The sequence below is a fragment of the Providencia sp. PROV269 genome (genome assembly GCF_028477785.1).
GTDB lineage: Bacteria > Pseudomonadota > Gammaproteobacteria > Enterobacterales > Enterobacteriaceae > Providencia > Providencia rettgeri.
Genome location: NZ_JAMPLV010000002.1, coordinates 63,381 through 81,054 on the forward strand (window position 1 = coordinate 63,381; position 17,674 = coordinate 81,054).

Sequence of the window (17,674 nt, forward strand, 5' to 3'; positions counted from 1 at the left end):
AAAATAACTCATTGCGATAGTGATGAGTTATCAATGAGAGGGATCTCTTCGTGATGATAAAACGTACACAGCAGCAAAAGAGTAACATGATGATTGAAAGCGGCACGATTTCTCAACAGCAAAAAACAGCGTTGCTAACGCATTTCATAGCGCCTAAACAGGCAGGGTTACTTGCCATTTTGGTCTTAGTTACCAGCGGTTGTGCACAAATCAAATCGCGTCCATTAGTGGACACACAAACCACTGCAATTCCAACAGCACCGACAGCACCTGCCCCCAATGGCTCGATATTTCAAAGCGCGCAACCCGCTTATTATGGTTATCAACCGTTGTTTGAAGACAGGCGCCCTCGTAATGTTGGCGATATTTTAACTATTAATTTGCAAGAAAACGTAAGTGCGAGCAAAAATTCCTCTGCGAATGCGAATCGTAGTGGGAAAACAGGTTTCTTAGCTGCGATCTTACCGGGTTTCATGCAAGGGTGGATTGGCGGTAAAAACACAGAATTAGATATTAAAGGTAACAGTGACTTTAGCGGCAAAGGCGGTGCCAATGCCAACAACACCTTTAAAGGCACCATTACTGTCACAGTAGATCAATTATTGGCGAACGGTAACTTACATGTGGTTGGTGAGAAACGTATCGCGATAAACCAAGGTACTGAGTCGATTCGTTTCTCGGGAGTGGTTAACCCACGCACAATTGGTTCAGACAATCATGTGAGTTCGACACAAGTCGCTGATGCACGTATTGAATATGTGGGCGACGGCTATATTAACGAATCGCAAAACATGGGATGGCTACAACGCTTTTTCTTAAATGTTTCGCCTTATTAATTAAACATTAGCGAGAAAACAGCCGAGATAATTCAATGAAAAACAAAGTATTAATTTTGCTATCACTATTTTTTTGCTTCGCTTTTTCAGCATACAGTGAGCGTATTAAAGATTTAACTACCGTACAAGGTGTACGAGATAACGCGTTGATTGGCTATGGTTTAGTCGTTGGTCTGGATGGGACAGGTGACCAAACCATGCAAACGCCGTTTACCACACAAAGCTTGAATAACATGCTGTCACAAATGGGGATTACGGTTCCGCCGGGTACCAATATGCAATTAAAGAATGTGGCAGCGGTCATGGTCACCGCGAAATTGCCGCCTTTTGCACGTACTGGGCAGTCCGTAGATATTGTTGTTTCCTCAATGGGTAACGCGAAAAGCTTACGTGGTGGTACGCTGCTGATGACCCCCCTAAAAGGGGTAGATGGGCAAATTTATGCAATGGCTCAGGGTAACATCTTAGTGGGTGGTGCGGGTGCCAGTGGCGGTGGGAGTAGTATTAAGGTTAATCAACTCAATGGTGGCCGTATTACAGGTGGAGCGACTATTGAGCGCGAATTACCGAGCAGTTTCGGGCAAAACGGTGCGATTAACCTGCAATTAAACGAAGATAGCTTCACATTGGCACAAGATATTGCTGATGCAATTAACCGTATGGGCGGTATGGGGACTGCATCGGCGTTAGATTCAAGAACGGTACAACTACTGGTGCCTGCCAATAACCGTGACCAAGTGCGTTTTTTAGCCCGGGTACAGGAACTGAATGTACGTGCGCCAGTGGCTGAGGCGAAAGTCATTCTCAATTCACGTACGGGATCTGTGGTGATTAACCGCAGTGTCACTTTAGATAGCTGTGCTGTTGCACACGGCAGTTTAGCGGTTACGGTAGAAAGACAAACTCAAGTTAGCCAACCGGATACCCCATTTGCGGGAGGGCAAACCGTAGTGACTCGTAATACCAATGTTGGGGTGCGTGATCAAGGTGGGGCGCTGCAAAAAGTCAATGCAAGTGTGCAATTAAACCAAGTTATTCAAGCACTGAATACACTCGGTGCAACACCAAACGATTTGATGTCGATATTACAAGCGATGGAAAGCGCAGGTTGTTTACGCGCGAAACTGGAGATCATCTAATGAGTGACATGCAGCTATTGCAAGGTGCCGCATTTGATTTACAGTCACTGGGGCAGTTAAAAGGTGAACTGAATAAAAATTCGGAGCAAGGGCTGCGCCATGTCACGCAGCAACTTGAGGCAACATTCGTTCAATTGATGCTAAAAAGTATGCGTGACGCACTCCCGCAAGATGGCTTATTTTCCAGCGACCAAACTCGTATGCTGACCAGTATGTATGACCAGCAAATCGCCCAAGATCTTTCGCAAAAAGGTTTAGGTTTCGGGGAAATGATGTACCAACAGCTCACTCGAGACCAACATACTTCAAGCGAGCCAACATCCAACAGCTTACTAGCGTTAGATGAAAAAACAGCACAATCATTACCACCATTTAATATGGAACAAATGATGCGACACTTTGCGCCAATGGGCGATGCACTATCGGCACCATTCCAAAAAATCAAAGCATTATCGCTTAACAGTAGCAATTTTATTAGCCGATTAATTGGCCCCGCAAAAGCCGCGAGCCAAGACAGCGGTATTTCACATTTTCTGGTATTAGCACAGGCGGCATTAGAAAGTGGTTGGGGTCAGCGAGAAATTCTGAAGTCAGATGGAAAAACCAGTCATAACTTATTTGGGATCAAAGCGGGAAAAAACTGGCAAGGGCCTGTTACGAATATTATGACAACAGAAGTGATTAACGGCAAAACCATCAAAATACGTGATGATTTCCGCGTTTATGGCTCTTATGAAGAGGCGATTGCGGATTATATCAATCTATTGACAGAAAACCCGCGTTATAAAGACGTCAAAAAAGCGCCGACACCAGAGATTGCTGCACGCCGTTTACATCAAGCAGGATATGCCACAGACCCGAGTTATTCGGACAAACTGATTACTTTGATTAATCAAATACGTGGTCATCAACCAATAGGTAGTCATTCTGCTTCAAGGGCTGTACAGGCATATACCATAGATTTGAACGATATCTTCTAAAAATACGGAATTATTGGGAGTTTGGACTAAACAATTACGCTGAATTTCCGATAACCAAATATGCTCTAAATAATTTGAGTTGCTATCGCTTTCATTGTGTCAGCCAATGGTGGCGATAAGCACCCAGAACAGGAAAAGCTTATGCTGAACAATGTAATGAATAATGCGCTCAGTGGTGTGAACGCTGCACAAGGCGGGTTAAGTGTTATTTCTAACAACTTAGCCAACGCTGGTGTGGGTTACTATCACCGCCAAAGTGCTGTTTTCGGGGAGAATCCCGGTACGATGACACCTAATGGCTATTTTGGTAACGGCACTTATTTCAGCCATGTTCGCCGTGAGTTTGATGAATTTATCAATGCGCAGTACAGCCAATCCCGCGCACGTAGTGGCGACTATGAGGCGTACGTTAAGAATTGTAATAAAGTTGATGATTTGCTTACTAATGATATTGAAGATATCTCAAGCAATATTGGTAGCTTTTTCACCGCGTTAGATGCAGCTAGCAGTGATGCAAGTGACAAAACGTTGATTGACGTTTTTTTAGGCAATTCAAATGCACTACTAAGCCAGTTTAAAGAAGCGGATCGTCGTCTGCAGGAAATGGAACGCGATACCAATCATCAGATAGAAAATAAAGTAAAAGACATCAATATCTACGCTGAAAAAATTGCCGGCTTAAACCAGCAAATTTCACGGATCCGTTCAGTAAGTGGTTCAGAGCCAAACGATTTATTAGACGTGCGTGACCGTTTAGTCAATGAAATTAACTCATTAATTGGAGTGAAGGTTATTGAGCAAAACGGTAACTATAATGTGACCTTTGCCAATGGGTTACCACTAGTCACGGGGGAGAAAGCTAATCGTCTGGAAGCGGTTCCGTCTTCTAAAGATGATAGCCGTTTTAGTATTGGCTTTGTTGGAGCTAATGGCCAAGTCCGCGAAATTCCTGACGAATCATTTCGTGGTGGGGAACTCAGTGGTATTTTGCGTTCTCGCCAAGAAGTCATGGACCCGGCTTATCAAAAACTCAATAAGTTAGCATTAGTTTTCGCGACTAAATTCAATGAAGTACATAGCAAAGGTTATGATGCCAACGGCAACACGGGCAAAGACTTCTTTGAACTTGGTAAAGGAACTGTCGTTAGCAACACCCATAATAGTGGCAAAGCGGACTTTGATCTCAGTTATAGCGATGTGTCTAAAGTCACAGGCAATAACTACGAGATGCGTTTTGACGGCAGTGAATGGAATGTCACACGTTTACCAGAAGGTACCAAAGTACCTGTGGATTCAAATACGGCAGGGACACTGAAATTTGATGGTTTAGAAATCAAAATCAGCAATAGTACGGGTATGTCAAAAGGTGACTCATTTCTGGTGAAGCCAGTGAGTGGTGTGATCAACGGTATGCAGACCTTGGTCAGCAATGCATCCGATTTTGCGGCAGCGGGAAGCAAAGACAGTGGCCCTGGTGACAATGAAAACATTAAAGAACTGGTTAAATTACAAGACGAAAAACTGATTGATGGTAGTTCTACGTTTTCCGATTTCTATGCAACGTTAGTTAATGATGTGGGTAGTAAAACCAAACAAGCGCAAATTGATTCAGAAACACAGAACAAGATGACCGAGAGCTTCTATGAGCAAGAACAAGCTATCTCGGGCGTGAATATGAATGAAGAAAGTATTCAGATGCAGAAAATCCAACAGTTTTTCAATGCCAATGCGCAAGTGCTAAAAACGGTGGATGATTTATTTAACGCATTGATGCGTGCATTCTAAATATTAGCGATAGGATAAGGATTTAGCGATGCGTTTAAGTACCAATATGATTTATCACCAACGCTTGCAAGACATGAATAGTGCGCAAGCGCGTTGGATGGATGCAGGGAGCCAATTAGCTTCTGGTAAGCGTGTAAGCAAGCCTTCTGATGACCCGCAAGCATCTTCGCAAGCGGTGCGGATTAATCAGTCAGAAAACCGTAACCAACAATATGTAGCAAGCCGTGGATTTGCGAAAACGGGAATGACATTGCAAATGAGTATTTTGACTCAGATGACGGATGTGACGACGCAAATCGATACCACGATTATTCAGGCATCAAACCAAGGTGCTTTAAGCGATAAAGACCGCAATACTTTGGCTGAACAGCTAACGGGTTTAAAAGAGCAATTAGTGGCGTTAGGTAACTCGACAGATGGAAATGGTCGGTATATTTTTGCGGGTTTTAAATCAGATAAACCGCCATTTGAAATTGATGCTAGTGGTGAGGTGCTCTATCACGGTGGTGATAAAGCCATTATGCAGAATGTGGCGAGTGACCGTGAGATGACAACCTATTTCACCGGTGCGCAAGTGTTTGATACAGACAGTAATGGTGTGGTCAATATTTTTAAAGCGTTGAACACGGGTATCGAATCACTGAAAAAACCATTGCAAGGAGCACCACAAGCAGATTTAGACCAAGCGCAAGCAGAGTTGGGTGAAGCGAACAGTGCCATCAAGTCCGCATTAGATCAAATTTCCAACATTGAAGCTAAGCAAGGTCTACAGCTACAGGAAATTGATAAATTAGACTTTTTAGCTGACACGCGCTCTATTCAAAATGCAGCCCGTAAAAGTGAGTTGTTAGAAACCAACTGGACTGGCACCACTACAGATTATTATAAAGAAAAAGCGATGTTTGAAGCTTCACAAAGTATTTTTAAAGACTTAAACAGCATGTCACTTTTCGGCAGCCGTTAATTATTTAATATTATTTTTACTCACCGCGCTTTGGAGTGATCCAAGCGCGGTTTTTTTGAGCTTTAAAAATGCTATGTTAGACAATATGTTATAGATTTGATGTAAAAAATTTGAATTAATGTCTTATTACGCAATAAACTTTAATAATTAAATGATAATATGTATTATTCTCATTTGAGTGTTTTGTGATATAGGAGATTTATGCGAGTTTTTAAGGTAAATACTAAATGGGTTTTCACTATTATTGTTTTATTAGGAGCTATTCCTTTAGCTGCAATATGGCTAAATGTGTTCTCAAATTCTACTGTAACTAATATTAATAACTGGTTGGGTGAGTTTCATGCAATATACATTAGCAGCATCACTTAACGAAATATTACCATGTGCTGTGGGAGCGATTCCATCGTATATCAAATTATCACGGAAACTACTATGTGGGGTAACTACCATTACATCATTCATCTGATTTCCTCTTTATGAAAATATAAATAAATTACAATATTTAAATACATTCATTAAAGAAATGAAACAATACACAAAATATAATGACACTTATTAAAATATTAATGAGAAGTCAATGATGTGAGAGAATGGCTATTGTGACATGTTCAGAGCGACACTGGCATATAAATTTACTTGCGAAAATAAATTAATTTTATACCTAAATTTTAGTTAGGTTTAGTATTGGGTATTTACTGAGACTGTCATTAGATAGTTTAGAAATGTATCAAATAATAGGTAATATTTACAACTATACTAGTTGCTTTTAATATAGACTACAAATAGGAAATTAAATCAGTTTTTCTTGGGCTACTTTAATTATCAAATTCGAAAAATTACTTTGATAATCAATTAATCATTAATCATTAATTAATTGATTAATTATCTATTCTCAAACAAACAAATTAAACATCAATGATAGCTGCTCAAATGCTTGGTGGATAAGCCGTTCCGTGTAGCGGGGAAGTATAGAAATAATCAACCCTAACATACTGATACCGATGGTTAATGTAAGGGGGAAACCTACCACAAACACGGATAGCTGTGGGGTCATTCGGTTTAGAATACCGAGAGCAAGGTTAAGAATGAGAAATAGTGTAATGAACGGCAGTGCTAGCATTAACCCATTAATAAATATAGTGTTAGCAAATTGAACAAACACCCAAAAACCATCGCGATTTAATGGTGCGGTTTGAATTGGGATAAGTTCAAATGAATTGACCACAATATAAATAAGCCACAGGTGCCCATCGAAAGCGAGAAACAATAAAATGGTGATGACGTTAAATATGCGCCCTAAAATCGGCATATTAGGTCCACCGGTCGGGTCAAAAAAGGTGGCGAACGATAACCCCATTTGCAAACCAATCACTTCTCCCGCATGGCGCACGGCAGCAAATGCCATTTGCATTGTGAGTCCCATCGCAATACCAATCACCATTTGCTGCGCGATAACCCATAGCCCCATGGCAGAAAATAGGGGAATATTTACGACAGGAAGTTGTGGGGAAACAATCAAGACGACAAAAAAAGCCAATGCAACGCGAACTTTGGTAACTGACTGTTTTTCATTAAAAAAGGGCGCTGTACCAAGCAGCGCCAAAAGGCGTATGAAAGGGTAAAAACCTTGGCTTAGCCACAATGTGAGTGTTTCGCTGGTAATGGTTAGCATTGTTAGCCAATAATAAACGGTAAATTGCTCAACAATGACCGCATATAATCGGTAAGCAAATTTAGCATCCAGGGCCCTGCAATAATAATCACAGAAATGACCGATAAAATTTTAGGGATAAAAGATAGCGTCATTTCATTCACTTGTGTGGCGGCTTGCAGTAAGCTGATAATTAAACCTGCGGCTAAAGCGGCTAATAACAAGGGAGCCGCTAGCATCAGTGCGATTTTCATCGCCTCAGTTCCCATCGCCATCACTGATTCAGGTGTCATAACTACTCCGAGTAAAATAATCCTAATTAAAAAAGCTTTGCGATAATGAGCCAAGTAATAATTGCCAGCCATCAACCAAAACAAACAACATTAATTTAAATGGCAAGGAAACTGTTGCAGGTGGAACCATCATCATCCCTAATGCCATTAAAACACTGGCAACCACTAAGTCGATGATTAAAAATGGAATAAAAATGGTAAAGCCAATTTGGAATGCAGTTTTTAGTTCGCTGGTAATAAAAGCGGGCACTAAAATACGTAACGGAACATCTTTCGCTTCTTGAATTTCACCGACTTTAGCTATCCTTGCAAACAGGGCCAAGTCGGATTCTCGCGTTTGCCCTAGCATGAAGGTTCTTAATGGTGCAGTGCCTTTCTCTAAAGCGGTTTCGAGGCTAATTTTATCTTCGCTAAACGGCTGGTAGGCTTCGCGGTAAACTTGGTCAGCAACGGGTGACATCACAAAAAAGGTCAAAAATAGCGCCAAGCCTAGTAAGACTTGATTCGGAGGCGCGGAGGGCGTTCCGAGAGCGTTACGTAATAAACCTAAAACAATAATGATGCGAGTAAAACTGGTCATCATTAACAATAAGGCAGGAATAAAGCCTAATAAGGTTAAAAATAATAGAGTTTGAACGGGTAAAGACCAAGTTTGTCCCCCATCTGCTAGAGAATGGCTAATAACGGCAGGTAGTGCCGCAGAAGCTGAATTCGGCAGTAAAAACAAGAGCGCAGTAATCGTGAAAAGAGATTTTAGAGGTAACATTGAGTGCTTCCGATTACTTATGCATAGATGTCACTGAAGCTGCAAATTTTGCAGCCTCTTGTTTTTTCTTTAATAAAGACTGAAATGTGAGCGGTTCAACTGGCAATCCCGTTGTGCTTTCAGGTTCTGATGAGTATTGGTGTAACAGGCTGATATTTTGTGTGGTAACACCTAATACTAAGCACTCATTATTCACCTCAACCACCACAATGCATTCTTTATTTCCTAATGAGCAGCGGCTTTTGACTTTTATGAGTTGCTCATTGCCCATTTTTTTTGGCGCAAATCCTAATTTTTTCACCAACCAAGCCCCTGCTAATATCAATAAAATGATCCCCCCTAAAGTACCGGATATCTGCGTTAAGCTATCATTATGGTCAATAGCCGGCGCATTAGGTTCACTCGAGGAAACGGTTGTTGATAAAAAAGGCACAGATGTCGGTGCCTGCTCAGTTTGATTGGATATTGCCATTATTAGCGACTCACGTTGTTAATTAACGGCTTAAACGGCGCATACGTTCAGAAGGCGTGATGATATCAGTGATACGAATACCGTAATTGTCTGAAACCACGACCACTTCACCTTGTGCAATTAAATAGCCATTGATTAAAATATCCAGCGGCTCACCCGCTAAGCCATCCAGAGAAACCACTGAACCCTGGGATAAGCTCAGTAACTTTTTAATGGTCATTTTAGTGCGACCCAATTCAACAGAAAGACGCACTGGGATGTCCATGATCATATCGATATCGGACAGCTGATTTAGCGGGTTTTGTCCATCAAAGTTGTCGAAAGCCTGTGCACCAGCTGAGGCGGATTCCGCTTTTTTTTGCTGTTCCAGCGCTTCAGCCCATAGGTCTTCACTATCGTGATTGGTTGATGCATCAGGAGAGTTCTTCGCCTCACTCATTGGTACTTTCCTCATCTAGAGTGTTTAATACAGGGTTAATCAAATGTTCTACACGCAATGCATACTGGCCATTTTGAGTACCGTATTGACTGGTTAATACGGGAACACCATCAACATTAACGATGAGGCGGTCAGGTTTCTCAATTGGGATCACATCCCCTTTTTGCAGTTGCAGTAAGCGAGAAATTCGCATTGGAATGTCAACAAAGTTGGCAACCAATTCAAGTTCAGAGCGTTTTACTTGGGTAACAAGATTGGTTACCCAAGTTTCATTTTCTTGGTGACCTTGCTCCATTGGTGGGTTAATCAAGCGCTCACGCAATGGCTCGATCATGGCAATTGGAATACATATACTGAATTCACCAACAGTATTGCCTATCTCCACTAAAAACGGAGTGGTCACCACAATGTCATTAGGAGAGGTAGTGATATTGGTGAATTTGACTTGGATTTCAGAACGTACATATTCCACTTCAATATCAGCAATTGGTTTCCAAGCATCGCGATAAGCCCCTAAAGCTAATTTGAGCATGCGATTGATAATGCGTTGTTCAGTATTGGTAAACTCTTTACCTTCTTGCCGTACAGGGAAGCGACCATCTCCACCAAATAGGTTGTCGACAGCGATATAAACTAGTGCGGGTTCAAAGGTAAACAATGCCGTACCGCGTAACGGAGGCATATGAATTAAGTTGAGGTTGGTTGGTACCGGTAAATTACGCGCAAACTCATGATAAGGTTCAATTTTAATTCCGCCTACTGTAATGTCTGGGCTGCGGCGTAGCATATTGAACAAACCCATACGGAACTGGCGAGCAAAACGTTCATTGATGATTTCGAGAGACTGCATTCGCTCACGAATAACCCGACGTTGAGTGTTCGGGTCGTAAGGGCGAACATTATCTTTCCCTTGAGTCTCTGGCACAGGCGTACTGCTTGATGGCGTATCATCATTAAGCAGCGCATCAATTTCGGCCTGAGATAAAATATTATCGCTCATGAATATTACCGCAGAATAAAAGTAGTAAATAACACATCAGAAATATCCTGATCGGTATCCCCCGGGATCAGGGTAGGGGTAAGGGTTTGCTTGATATCTTTCATTAACTGCAACTTACCTTCATGCGTCTCGATATTTTTTGCTTTTTGCTCTGAAAGCAGCAGTAACATACGGCTACGTACTTCAGGGAGGTATTCATGAAGTTGTTTACGCGATTTTTCATTCGCCAGTCGCAAGGTCACATGGATATAAAGCACACGATCCGGCGCATCGGCAGCACCGGTTAAATTGACGGTAAATGGCTCTAATTCCATAAAAATAGGTTGTGGCATGTTCGGACGCTTTTCTTCCTCATTCGCCGTTTGTGTGCCTTGTTGTGTCGTCCACCAGGTATAACCCCCAAACCCTGCACCAGCAAGGGCGATAAGGGTAAGTAGAATAAGCAACCCTTTATTGGAACTTTTTGATTTTTTGCTCGACGACATTTAGCTGAATTCCTGTTTCTTGGATGCTAAACCCAAATGGGTTTTTACGTTATGATCTCTAGCATTATGGCTTGGTTGCCAAGAGTTAAAGGAGTGAAAAACGAAACAAAAAGGCGGTAACTCGGCGCTTTAGCTAGGAAATTACCGCAATTTGTTTATTTATTATGCAAAAGTGTTAATTCCACCTTGTCGTGATGCCGTTGTTATTGGTGTAACAGTGGCATTCGCTTCGCTGATACCGACAGCCCCCACGGATGGATGTGTGGCTTGAATTTGTCCATCGTGTTGGTGGGTATTTTGCTGCGAGCTATCAGACTGGTGGTTCAAGTTATCTTGGCCAACAGAGCCCTGAGCGAGATGAATACCACTTTCTTGTAATGCACTGCGTAGCACTGGCATCATCGACTCCATGGCGGCACGTACATGGCTATGTGGTGACACAAAATGCATCACCGCTTGGTTATCTTCGATACGTAAATGCACATTTAGTGAACCTAACTCTTCAGGATGCAAACGAATTTGCGCTTGAGAAACCCCTTGGCGAGAGAAAAACAGCATATGTTGGCTTAATTGCTGCTGCCATGCTTCGCTGCCTAATTGGCTGGCTAAATGCAGAGTTGGTGTAGAGGTTGGTGCATTCATCGTTGCCGCTTGGGCCGTTGATGTAGTTGGCATCATGCTAATCGGCGCAGTTGTTGTAGGTTGTGACGATGTGGTAGTAAAAGCACCAGTTTCAGTTTGTAAGGTAAACGCACCTTTTGTGGTTTGGTTTAGGGTATCGCTTGAAACATTTTGTAGGTTTAATACGGGTTCTTTATCACTCACTTTTTTATTCAATGCCATAAAATCGGTAGTTAAATTTTTGCCACGTATATCTTTTGGGTTATCAAGGGGAAAAAGAGATTGGTCACGACGTTCTTCTTTTTCATTCTTAATAAATACCCCAAGCTTTGGGCTGTCTTCTTCGCCTGCCAACTGTAGCTGTGAACCCTCAAGATGCTTGCCATCATCTTGATTAATGATGCCATTCGCATTATCCGTTAGATGTTGCATTTTTTGACTAAATGCCCCTAAAGCTGGATGAGCTTCAGTTCGGATTGTAGTATTCGCCGCGGTTTGTACTTGGCCTGCTAATGACTGTTTCAAGCTATTTAACCATGCTTGCTCGTTGGCGTCTTTACCTGTCAATAAGTCAGTATTAAGGGCAGTTTGTACACTATCTGCCCGTAAGTTACGGCTAAAATTGAGCTGTTCTATGGCACTTTCAGCCGTTTTTTGTCCAGCTTGGGTTTGCTCTATCGTTTCTTTACCCGCTATTGCCAATTTGTTGTCGACAATGTCTTTATTAAGAGCTTCTTCATTAACAGGTTGATTAGTAACGTTTTGTTTTTCAATAGGTTGCTGGCTATCAAGCATGGCTTGAAAGGGAAGAGCAGGGGCTTGATTTTCATCAGCGCGCGATTCATTTTGTGGTAGATTGCCATTTTTTGTCGATGACGAAGCTGGCATATTCAGGGCGTTGATGTCCATTTATTGAGGTCTCCGTAAAGTCGCTCGTTGAGCAAACTCATCCATTTGCTTTTGTTCTAAGCGGTTTTGACGTTGGTATTCAGTATGTTCAGCGCGTTGAATTAATGTATCGAACGCATTGACACGTTGTTGTTTTTCTTGCCAGTGACGATTAGCTTCGTTAACGCGTTGCTCCCATAAATTCAGTTGCTGTTGCTGCTGCTCGATGGTCAGCTCCAATGTGACCAAAAATTGCTGATAATTCTGCCACTTATCCGATTCCATGCCTGTATGCAAGGTTTGGTTGAGTTTTTGACGATATTCGGATTGATAGTTTTCCAACATACTCAGCTGCTGCGCCATTTGTGTATGCGTTTGGCGTACTTGAGCTAACACTTTCGCCGCTTCTTCCGAGGCTTCAACAGCTAAGGTGAGTAATGTTGTTAAGGCATTATTTTTGGCCATTTATCCCCTCGTTATTCGTTGGGAACCACTTGAGTCAACTGTTCGCATGCGGTTTGATAATCACATCGCTCATCAATATCTTGCTGCAAGAACTTCGACATCCGTGGGTAATATTGAATTGCTGTATCCAACATGGGGTCACTGCCCATGGCATACGCACCGACGTTAATTAAATCTCGGTTGCGTTGATAACTAGACGTTAACTGCTTGAAACGTTGAATTTTTCGGTAATGCTCTTTAGGAATGAGCTCCGTCATTGCTCGGCTGATGGATGCCTCGACATCAATCGCAGGGTAGTGCCCTGACTCTGCCAGTGAACGTGAAAGAACAATGTGGCCATCCAAAATAGCGCGAGCCGAGTCAGCAATTGGGTCTTGTTGGTCATCCCCTTCCGTTAAAACGGTATAGAAAGCGGTAATTGACCCACCATTTTTCCCATTTCCTGCACGTTCAACTAATGCCGGTAATTTGGCAAATACAGAAGGTGGATAGCCTTTCGTTGCTGGTGGTTCACCTACGGCTAAAGCAATTTCCCGTTGTGCCATGCTGTAGCGGGTGAGTGAATCCATAATCAACAGCACACTTAAACCTTTATCGCGAAAATACTCAGCGATACGAGTGGCATAAGAGGCGCCTTGCATGCGCAATAAAGGGGACACATCGGCTGGCGCAGCAACGACAACGGCACGTTTTAAGCCATCAGCCCCTAAAATATTTTCAATAAAATCTTTAACTTCACGGCCACGTTCACCAATCAACCCGACTACGATAATATCGGCTTGTGTAAAGCGAGCCATCATGCCAAGTAACACGCTTTTCCCCACACCAGAGCCTGCAAATAGCCCCATGCGCTGACCTCGACCAACCGTTAATAACGCATTGATTGCACGAACTCCAACATCCAATACACTGCTAATAGGCGTTCGTTCCAATGGGTTAATTGGTGGAGTGATTAACGGAGCGCGGGTTTTTACCTCCAATGGACCTTTTCCGTCTAATGGATTACCTTGCGCATCAAGTACTCTACCTAATAATTCATTACCAATGGGTAATAGGCGGCTAGTTTGCCCGTCATCGCCAGTTGATTGCGCATAAACACGTGCACCTGGTGCAATTCCTTCAAGGTCAGCAAGGGGCATTAATAGCATTCTTGGGCCGTTAAAACCGACGACTTCACATACCACTTCGTCCGAGCCGCCATTAATAGAGCGCTCAATAAAGCAGGTTGCCCCTAAAGGCATTTTAATACCTTCGGCTTCCATCACTAAGCCAGTGATTTTTGTGAGGCGGCCATAACGACGCACCATCGGGATCCCTTTCATCCGCGATTCTAAATCGTCCAGTGAGGCAATCCAGCGTCCCAATCGTGCCGTCATGAAAAGCTCTCCGGTGCATATAAACGGCACAATTCTTGCCAGCGTGTCGCCACAGTCATATCAATTTCACCGTCTTCTGCGACGACTCGGCAACCACCGATATGCAGTTTAGGGTCAGCCACTAAGCGCCAGCCATTCAAGTTGAGTAGGGAACCGAGATGCTGCTCGATTAATTCAAAATGATTTGGATTGACGTGCAGCTCAGGTTGCCCAGCAAAAATTGGTTTTTGCTGGAGTAAATGACTGATCTCTTCCAGTAATGCCGTACCATCACAGACGGTAGATTGGCCTAAGACTTGCTTAGCGGCGGTCAACGCTATCTGCAACAGCTTAGTGGTCACCACCGTATCAAAGGTATCGAGTGAATAATTGAACTCAGACAGCAATTTTTGCCATGTTTCAATTACGGGTTGTTGCATAGCGAGCGCTTGCTCACGGCCTTGCTCTTCTCCAGCACGCAAGCCTTGTTCAAAGCCAGCTTGATAACCTTCTTGCTGGCCTTTTTCATGCCCTTGTTGGTAGCCGGTGCGCTGCGCATCTTCTTTTATGTTATCGAGCAAGTTAATTTGCTCTAACACTTCTTTCGGCTCAAGGCATGGGACTTTGGGGGCGTCAGGTTCAGGAACATCGCTTAATGCAGGAATGCCTGAGTTGAGATCCCATTGATTAAGCTCACGAAGCTGCCAAGGTTGCCATTGGTCATTTGGAATTGTTGACTTAGACATACACGTCGTCTCCACCACCTATAGCGATTTCGCCTTTTTCGACTAAACGACGAACGATAAGCAAAATGGCTTTTTGTTCGTTTTCCACTTGAGACATACGTACAGGAGAGCGAGATTCCAAATCGTCGCGTACGATTTCCGCTGCACGAGCGGCCATATTGTTGAGGAAGTGGTCGCGTAGAGCTTGGTTGCTGCCTTTGAGGGCAATAACCAGCGAGTCTGTCGAAACATCCTGCAAAATACGTTGAATGCTGCGATTGTCCACTTCGATAAGGTTTTCGAATAGGAACATTTCATCAATAATTCGTTGAGCCAGTTCACCATCGTAATCACGCATTGCATCGATAACGCTTTCTTCTTGCTGGCTTTTCATCAAGTTGATGATTTCTGCCGCAGTTCTTACGCCACCCATTTTGCTGCGCTTGAGGTTTTGACCATCCAGTAAATTGTTCAATACCTCAGTCAATTCCGCTAATGCCGCAGGTTGTACACCACCAAAGGTGGCGATACGTAACATAATATCGTTGCGTTGGCGCTCTTCGAATAATTCAAGTACATCTGCTGCAAGGTTGCGTTTTAAATGAACCAAAATGGTGGCGATAATTTGTGGATGTTCATCGCGAATAATATCGGCAACGGTTTGTGGTTCCATATAGTTGAGGCTTTCGATCCCTGAGGTAGTCTCTTGTTTTTCAAAGATATCTTCCAGCAGGCTCGCAGCACGTTCTTCGCCCAGAGCCTTTATCAATACAGAACGCAGGTAATCGTTAGTGTTAATATTAAGTGCCGCAAATTGAATTGCGGACTCTTCAAATTCTGTTAACACTTCCGCCAGTTCGTTATTTGAGATTTGGCGCATGTTTGACACCGCCATACTCAATTGCTGAACTTCTTTAGGGTTCAGGTGCTTAAACACTTCAGCAGCCTGATCTTCACCGAGTGTCATTAACATGACGGCACTTTTTTCTGTTCCACTTAAACTCATTGGGATTTTCCTAACCACTGACGGATAACCATTGCCACGATTTGTGGGTCTTTTTCTGCCATTTCACGTATGCGTTGGCTTTGGATTTCTGCGCTAACACGTTGACGAGTTAGACGACGACGCGTTTGCTCATCCATATCTTCATCAATCACTTCATCAACCACGAGAGGGGTTTTCATTTGTGTTGCAACGAAAACTTCAGCATCGGCTTGAGCTTGCTGTGTCTTACGGTATTTAACCCATTGTGGTTTGATACCAAAACGCCACATAAACCAAGCAATAATGGCAATAAGCAGTATTTTTCCGTAATCCAGAAGCTGAGCAATAAATTGTGGGCTTTCCAGTAACGATGGTACTTCCTCAACAGGCGTCTCATTGGTAAACAATGAATTAGTAATGTTGAGGGAATCACCTCGTGCAGTGGAAAAACCCATGGCTTCGCGTGTCAATGCTTCAATTTGTTGCAGCATTTCTGGCGGCAATGGCTTCATTTCTGGACCATTTTCGCCATCTTGTGAATGGTAATTAACAATAACTGCGACCGAGAGCCTATCAACGACACCAATTTGCCGTTGGGTATGGCTAATTTTGCGATCTACCTCGTAATTCGTAGTTTCATCGCTTTGTGAGTTTGAGACACTATTACGGTTATTTGCTGTTTGAGTGCCGTCTTTATTGTCTTTATTGGTTTCAATTGGTGCATTTGGTGCACTAACGGGTTGATTTGAAAGCGCTCCTGGTACTCCACCTGTTCCACCATTGTTATTTTGCATACTTTGGCTATTTTGGCGGGAACGAATAGCAGCGCTATCTGGCGTTTGGTTAGGCTTATATTCCTCTGAAGTTTGCTCCACTTTAGAGAAATCCATTTGCGCGGTAACCTGTGCATGGATATTGGCGCGCCCCACGAGAGGGGACAAAATATCTTCAATACGCTGTTTGAGATGCGACTCCATCTCTTTGGTCATTTTTATTTGCGCACTATTAACCGACTGCTGGCTATTATCATTATTGGTCAGTAAACGGCCCGCTTGGTCAACAATAATGACATTGCTTGCAGTTAATCCTGTGACACTGCTGGATACCATATGCACAATGGCGTTAATTTGCCCCTCATCGAGCATTCTTCCTGGTAATAAACCGACCGTCACCGAAGCTGTTGGTAACTTTTGCTCACGCACAAATAAGGTCGGTTTAGGGATCGCTAAATGCACCCGAGCACTTTGTACTGGGCTTAATGATTCAATAGTTCGAGAGAGTTCACCCTCTAGCGCACGTTGGTAGTTGATTTGTTCACTAAATTGGCTAATACCAAATTGTTCTTTATCTAATAATTCAAACCCCGTATTGCCACCTTTAGGTAAACCTGATTGAGCGAGCTTTAAACGTAATTCATGCACTTTATCTGCAGGAACTAAAATAGCGCTACCATTATCAGCAATTTGATATGGCACATTCATCTGAGTTAGCTGGCCAACAATATCGCCACCATCTTTAGCACTTAAATTGCTAAGAAGTACACGGTAGTCAGGGCTGCGTAACCAGAGGAGAAGGGCGACAATAATTGAAACAGCCGCAGCCGCCGCAATCATTAACGGTATTTTAGGATCAGCTTTAATCCTTTCAACTATAGAGGCAAAACCCTTTTTGGCCTCCCCCGTGTCTTTAGATGCGGCACTCATAAATATTCCCTGCTTGGCAGACTACTAGACGGATGAAAATACTTTTGGTGAAACAATGTTATTTCCCTCTTCGTAACGTCACTTTTTCACTTTGCTATTATTTCTTGTCTTGCGGGAATCTA

Annotated in this window: 18 protein-coding genes; 5 read left to right on the forward strand and 13 right to left on the reverse strand. The window is 42.9% G+C overall.

Annotated features, from left to right (window positions below; translation table 11 throughout):
• The first annotated feature begins 53 nt into the window (after positions 1–53).
• The 5 genes from PR683_RS01555 to flgL all read left to right on the forward strand — a co-directional run bounded on the left by PR683_RS01555 (position 54) and on the right by flgL (position 5,704).
• The gene (locus PR683_RS01555) at positions 54–836 is read left to right on the forward strand and encodes a flagellar basal body L-ring protein FlgH (RefSeq protein ID WP_004909879.1); all 783 of its coding nucleotides are present in this window, start codon (positions 54–56) and stop codon (positions 834–836) included.
• Between the two features lie 35 nt (positions 837–871).
• Positions 872–1,975 carry a flagellar basal body P-ring protein FlgI gene (locus PR683_RS01560; protein ID WP_004909881.1) on the forward strand — a complete coding sequence of 368 codons (1,104 nt, stop codon included), beginning with the start codon at positions 872–874 and terminating at the stop codon, positions 1,973–1,975.
• Positions 1,975–2,955: a flagellar assembly peptidoglycan hydrolase FlgJ gene (gene flgJ / locus PR683_RS01565; protein WP_109911162.1), complete on the forward strand. Its 981-nt coding sequence runs from the start codon at positions 1,975–1,977 to the stop codon at positions 2,953–2,955. The genes PR683_RS01560 and flgJ overlap by 1 nt, the downstream gene beginning before the upstream one ends.
• Before the next feature lie 141 nt (positions 2,956–3,096).
• Positions 3,097–4,740, forward strand: a complete 1,644-nt coding sequence (gene flgK, locus PR683_RS01570) for a flagellar hook-associated protein FlgK (protein ID WP_210837422.1) — start codon at positions 3,097–3,099, stop codon at positions 4,738–4,740.
• A 28-nt stretch (positions 4,741–4,768) separates the two neighbouring features.
• A complete protein-coding gene (flgL, locus tag PR683_RS01575; RefSeq protein WP_004909889.1) occupies positions 4,769–5,704 on the forward strand; it encodes a flagellar hook-associated protein FlgL in 936 nt (311 codons plus the stop codon).
• A gap of 892 nt (positions 5,705–6,596) precedes the next feature.
• Here flgL and fliR read toward each other — a convergent pair.
• The 13 genes from fliR to fliF all read right to left on the reverse strand — a co-directional run bounded on the left by fliR (position 6,597) and on the right by fliF (position 17,552).
• Entirely contained in the window at positions 6,597–7,376 is a 780-nt protein-coding gene (gene fliR, locus PR683_RS01580; protein WP_210845042.1) for a flagellar biosynthetic protein FliR, read from the reverse strand.
• A gap of 2 nt (positions 7,377–7,378) precedes the next feature.
• Complete coding sequence (fliQ, locus tag PR683_RS01585; protein ID WP_004255630.1) at positions 7,379–7,648, reverse strand: flagellar biosynthesis protein FliQ; 270 nt, start codon at positions 7,646–7,648, stop codon at positions 7,379–7,381.
• Between the two features lie 22 nt (positions 7,649–7,670).
• The gene (fliP, locus tag PR683_RS01590; RefSeq protein WP_004909893.1) at positions 7,671–8,414 is read right to left on the reverse strand and encodes a flagellar type III secretion system pore protein FliP; all 744 of its coding nucleotides are present in this window, start codon (positions 8,412–8,414) and stop codon (positions 7,671–7,673) included.
• Positions 8,415–8,427: 13 nt separating this feature from the next.
• Positions 8,428–8,886 (reverse strand): flagellar biosynthetic protein FliO, encoded by a 459-nt coding sequence (gene fliO, locus PR683_RS01595; protein ID WP_272581633.1) that lies wholly within the window; start codon positions 8,884–8,886, stop codon positions 8,428–8,430.
• A gap of 22 nt (positions 8,887–8,908) precedes the next feature.
• Positions 8,909–9,325 (reverse strand): flagellar motor switch protein FliN, encoded by a 417-nt coding sequence (fliN, locus tag PR683_RS01600; protein ID WP_004255621.1) that lies wholly within the window; start codon positions 9,323–9,325, stop codon positions 8,909–8,911.
• On the reverse strand, positions 9,318–10,325 hold the full coding sequence (fliM, locus tag PR683_RS01605; protein WP_004909898.1) for a flagellar motor switch protein FliM: 1,008 nt from the start codon (positions 10,323–10,325) through the stop codon (positions 9,318–9,320). The genes fliN and fliM overlap by 8 nt, the downstream gene beginning before the upstream one ends.
• Positions 10,326–10,330: 5 nt before the next feature.
• Positions 10,331–10,810, reverse strand: coding sequence for a flagellar basal body-associated protein FliL (fliL, locus tag PR683_RS01610; RefSeq protein WP_109911167.1), 480 nt, complete (start codon positions 10,808–10,810; stop codon positions 10,331–10,333).
• A 162-nt stretch (positions 10,811–10,972) separates the two neighbouring features.
• On the reverse strand, positions 10,973–12,340 hold the full coding sequence (locus PR683_RS01615) for a flagellar hook-length control protein FliK (protein WP_240105812.1): 1,368 nt from the start codon (positions 12,338–12,340) through the stop codon (positions 10,973–10,975).
• Positions 12,341–12,784 (reverse strand): flagellar export protein FliJ, encoded by a 444-nt coding sequence (gene fliJ, locus PR683_RS01620; protein ID WP_004909907.1) that lies wholly within the window; start codon positions 12,782–12,784, stop codon positions 12,341–12,343.
• Positions 12,785–12,795: 11 nt separating this feature from the next.
• Positions 12,796–14,160, reverse strand: a complete 1,365-nt coding sequence (gene fliI, locus PR683_RS01625; protein ID WP_004909909.1) for a flagellar protein export ATPase FliI — start codon at positions 14,158–14,160, stop codon at positions 12,796–12,798.
• On the reverse strand, positions 14,157–14,885 hold the full coding sequence (gene fliH / locus PR683_RS01630) for a flagellar assembly protein FliH (protein WP_109911169.1): 729 nt from the start codon (positions 14,883–14,885) through the stop codon (positions 14,157–14,159). The genes fliI and fliH overlap by 4 nt, the downstream gene beginning before the upstream one ends.
• Positions 14,878–15,870 carry a flagellar motor switch protein FliG gene (fliG, locus tag PR683_RS01635; RefSeq protein ID WP_004909913.1) on the reverse strand — a complete coding sequence of 331 codons (993 nt, stop codon included), beginning with the start codon at positions 15,868–15,870 and terminating at the stop codon, positions 14,878–14,880. Before fliG ends, fliH begins: the two co-directional genes overlap by 8 nt.
• Positions 15,867–17,552, reverse strand: a complete 1,686-nt coding sequence (gene fliF / locus PR683_RS01640; protein ID WP_272581634.1) for a flagellar basal-body MS-ring/collar protein FliF — start codon at positions 17,550–17,552, stop codon at positions 15,867–15,869. Before fliF ends, fliG begins: the two co-directional genes overlap by 4 nt.
• Positions 17,553–17,674 lie beyond the last annotated feature (122 nt).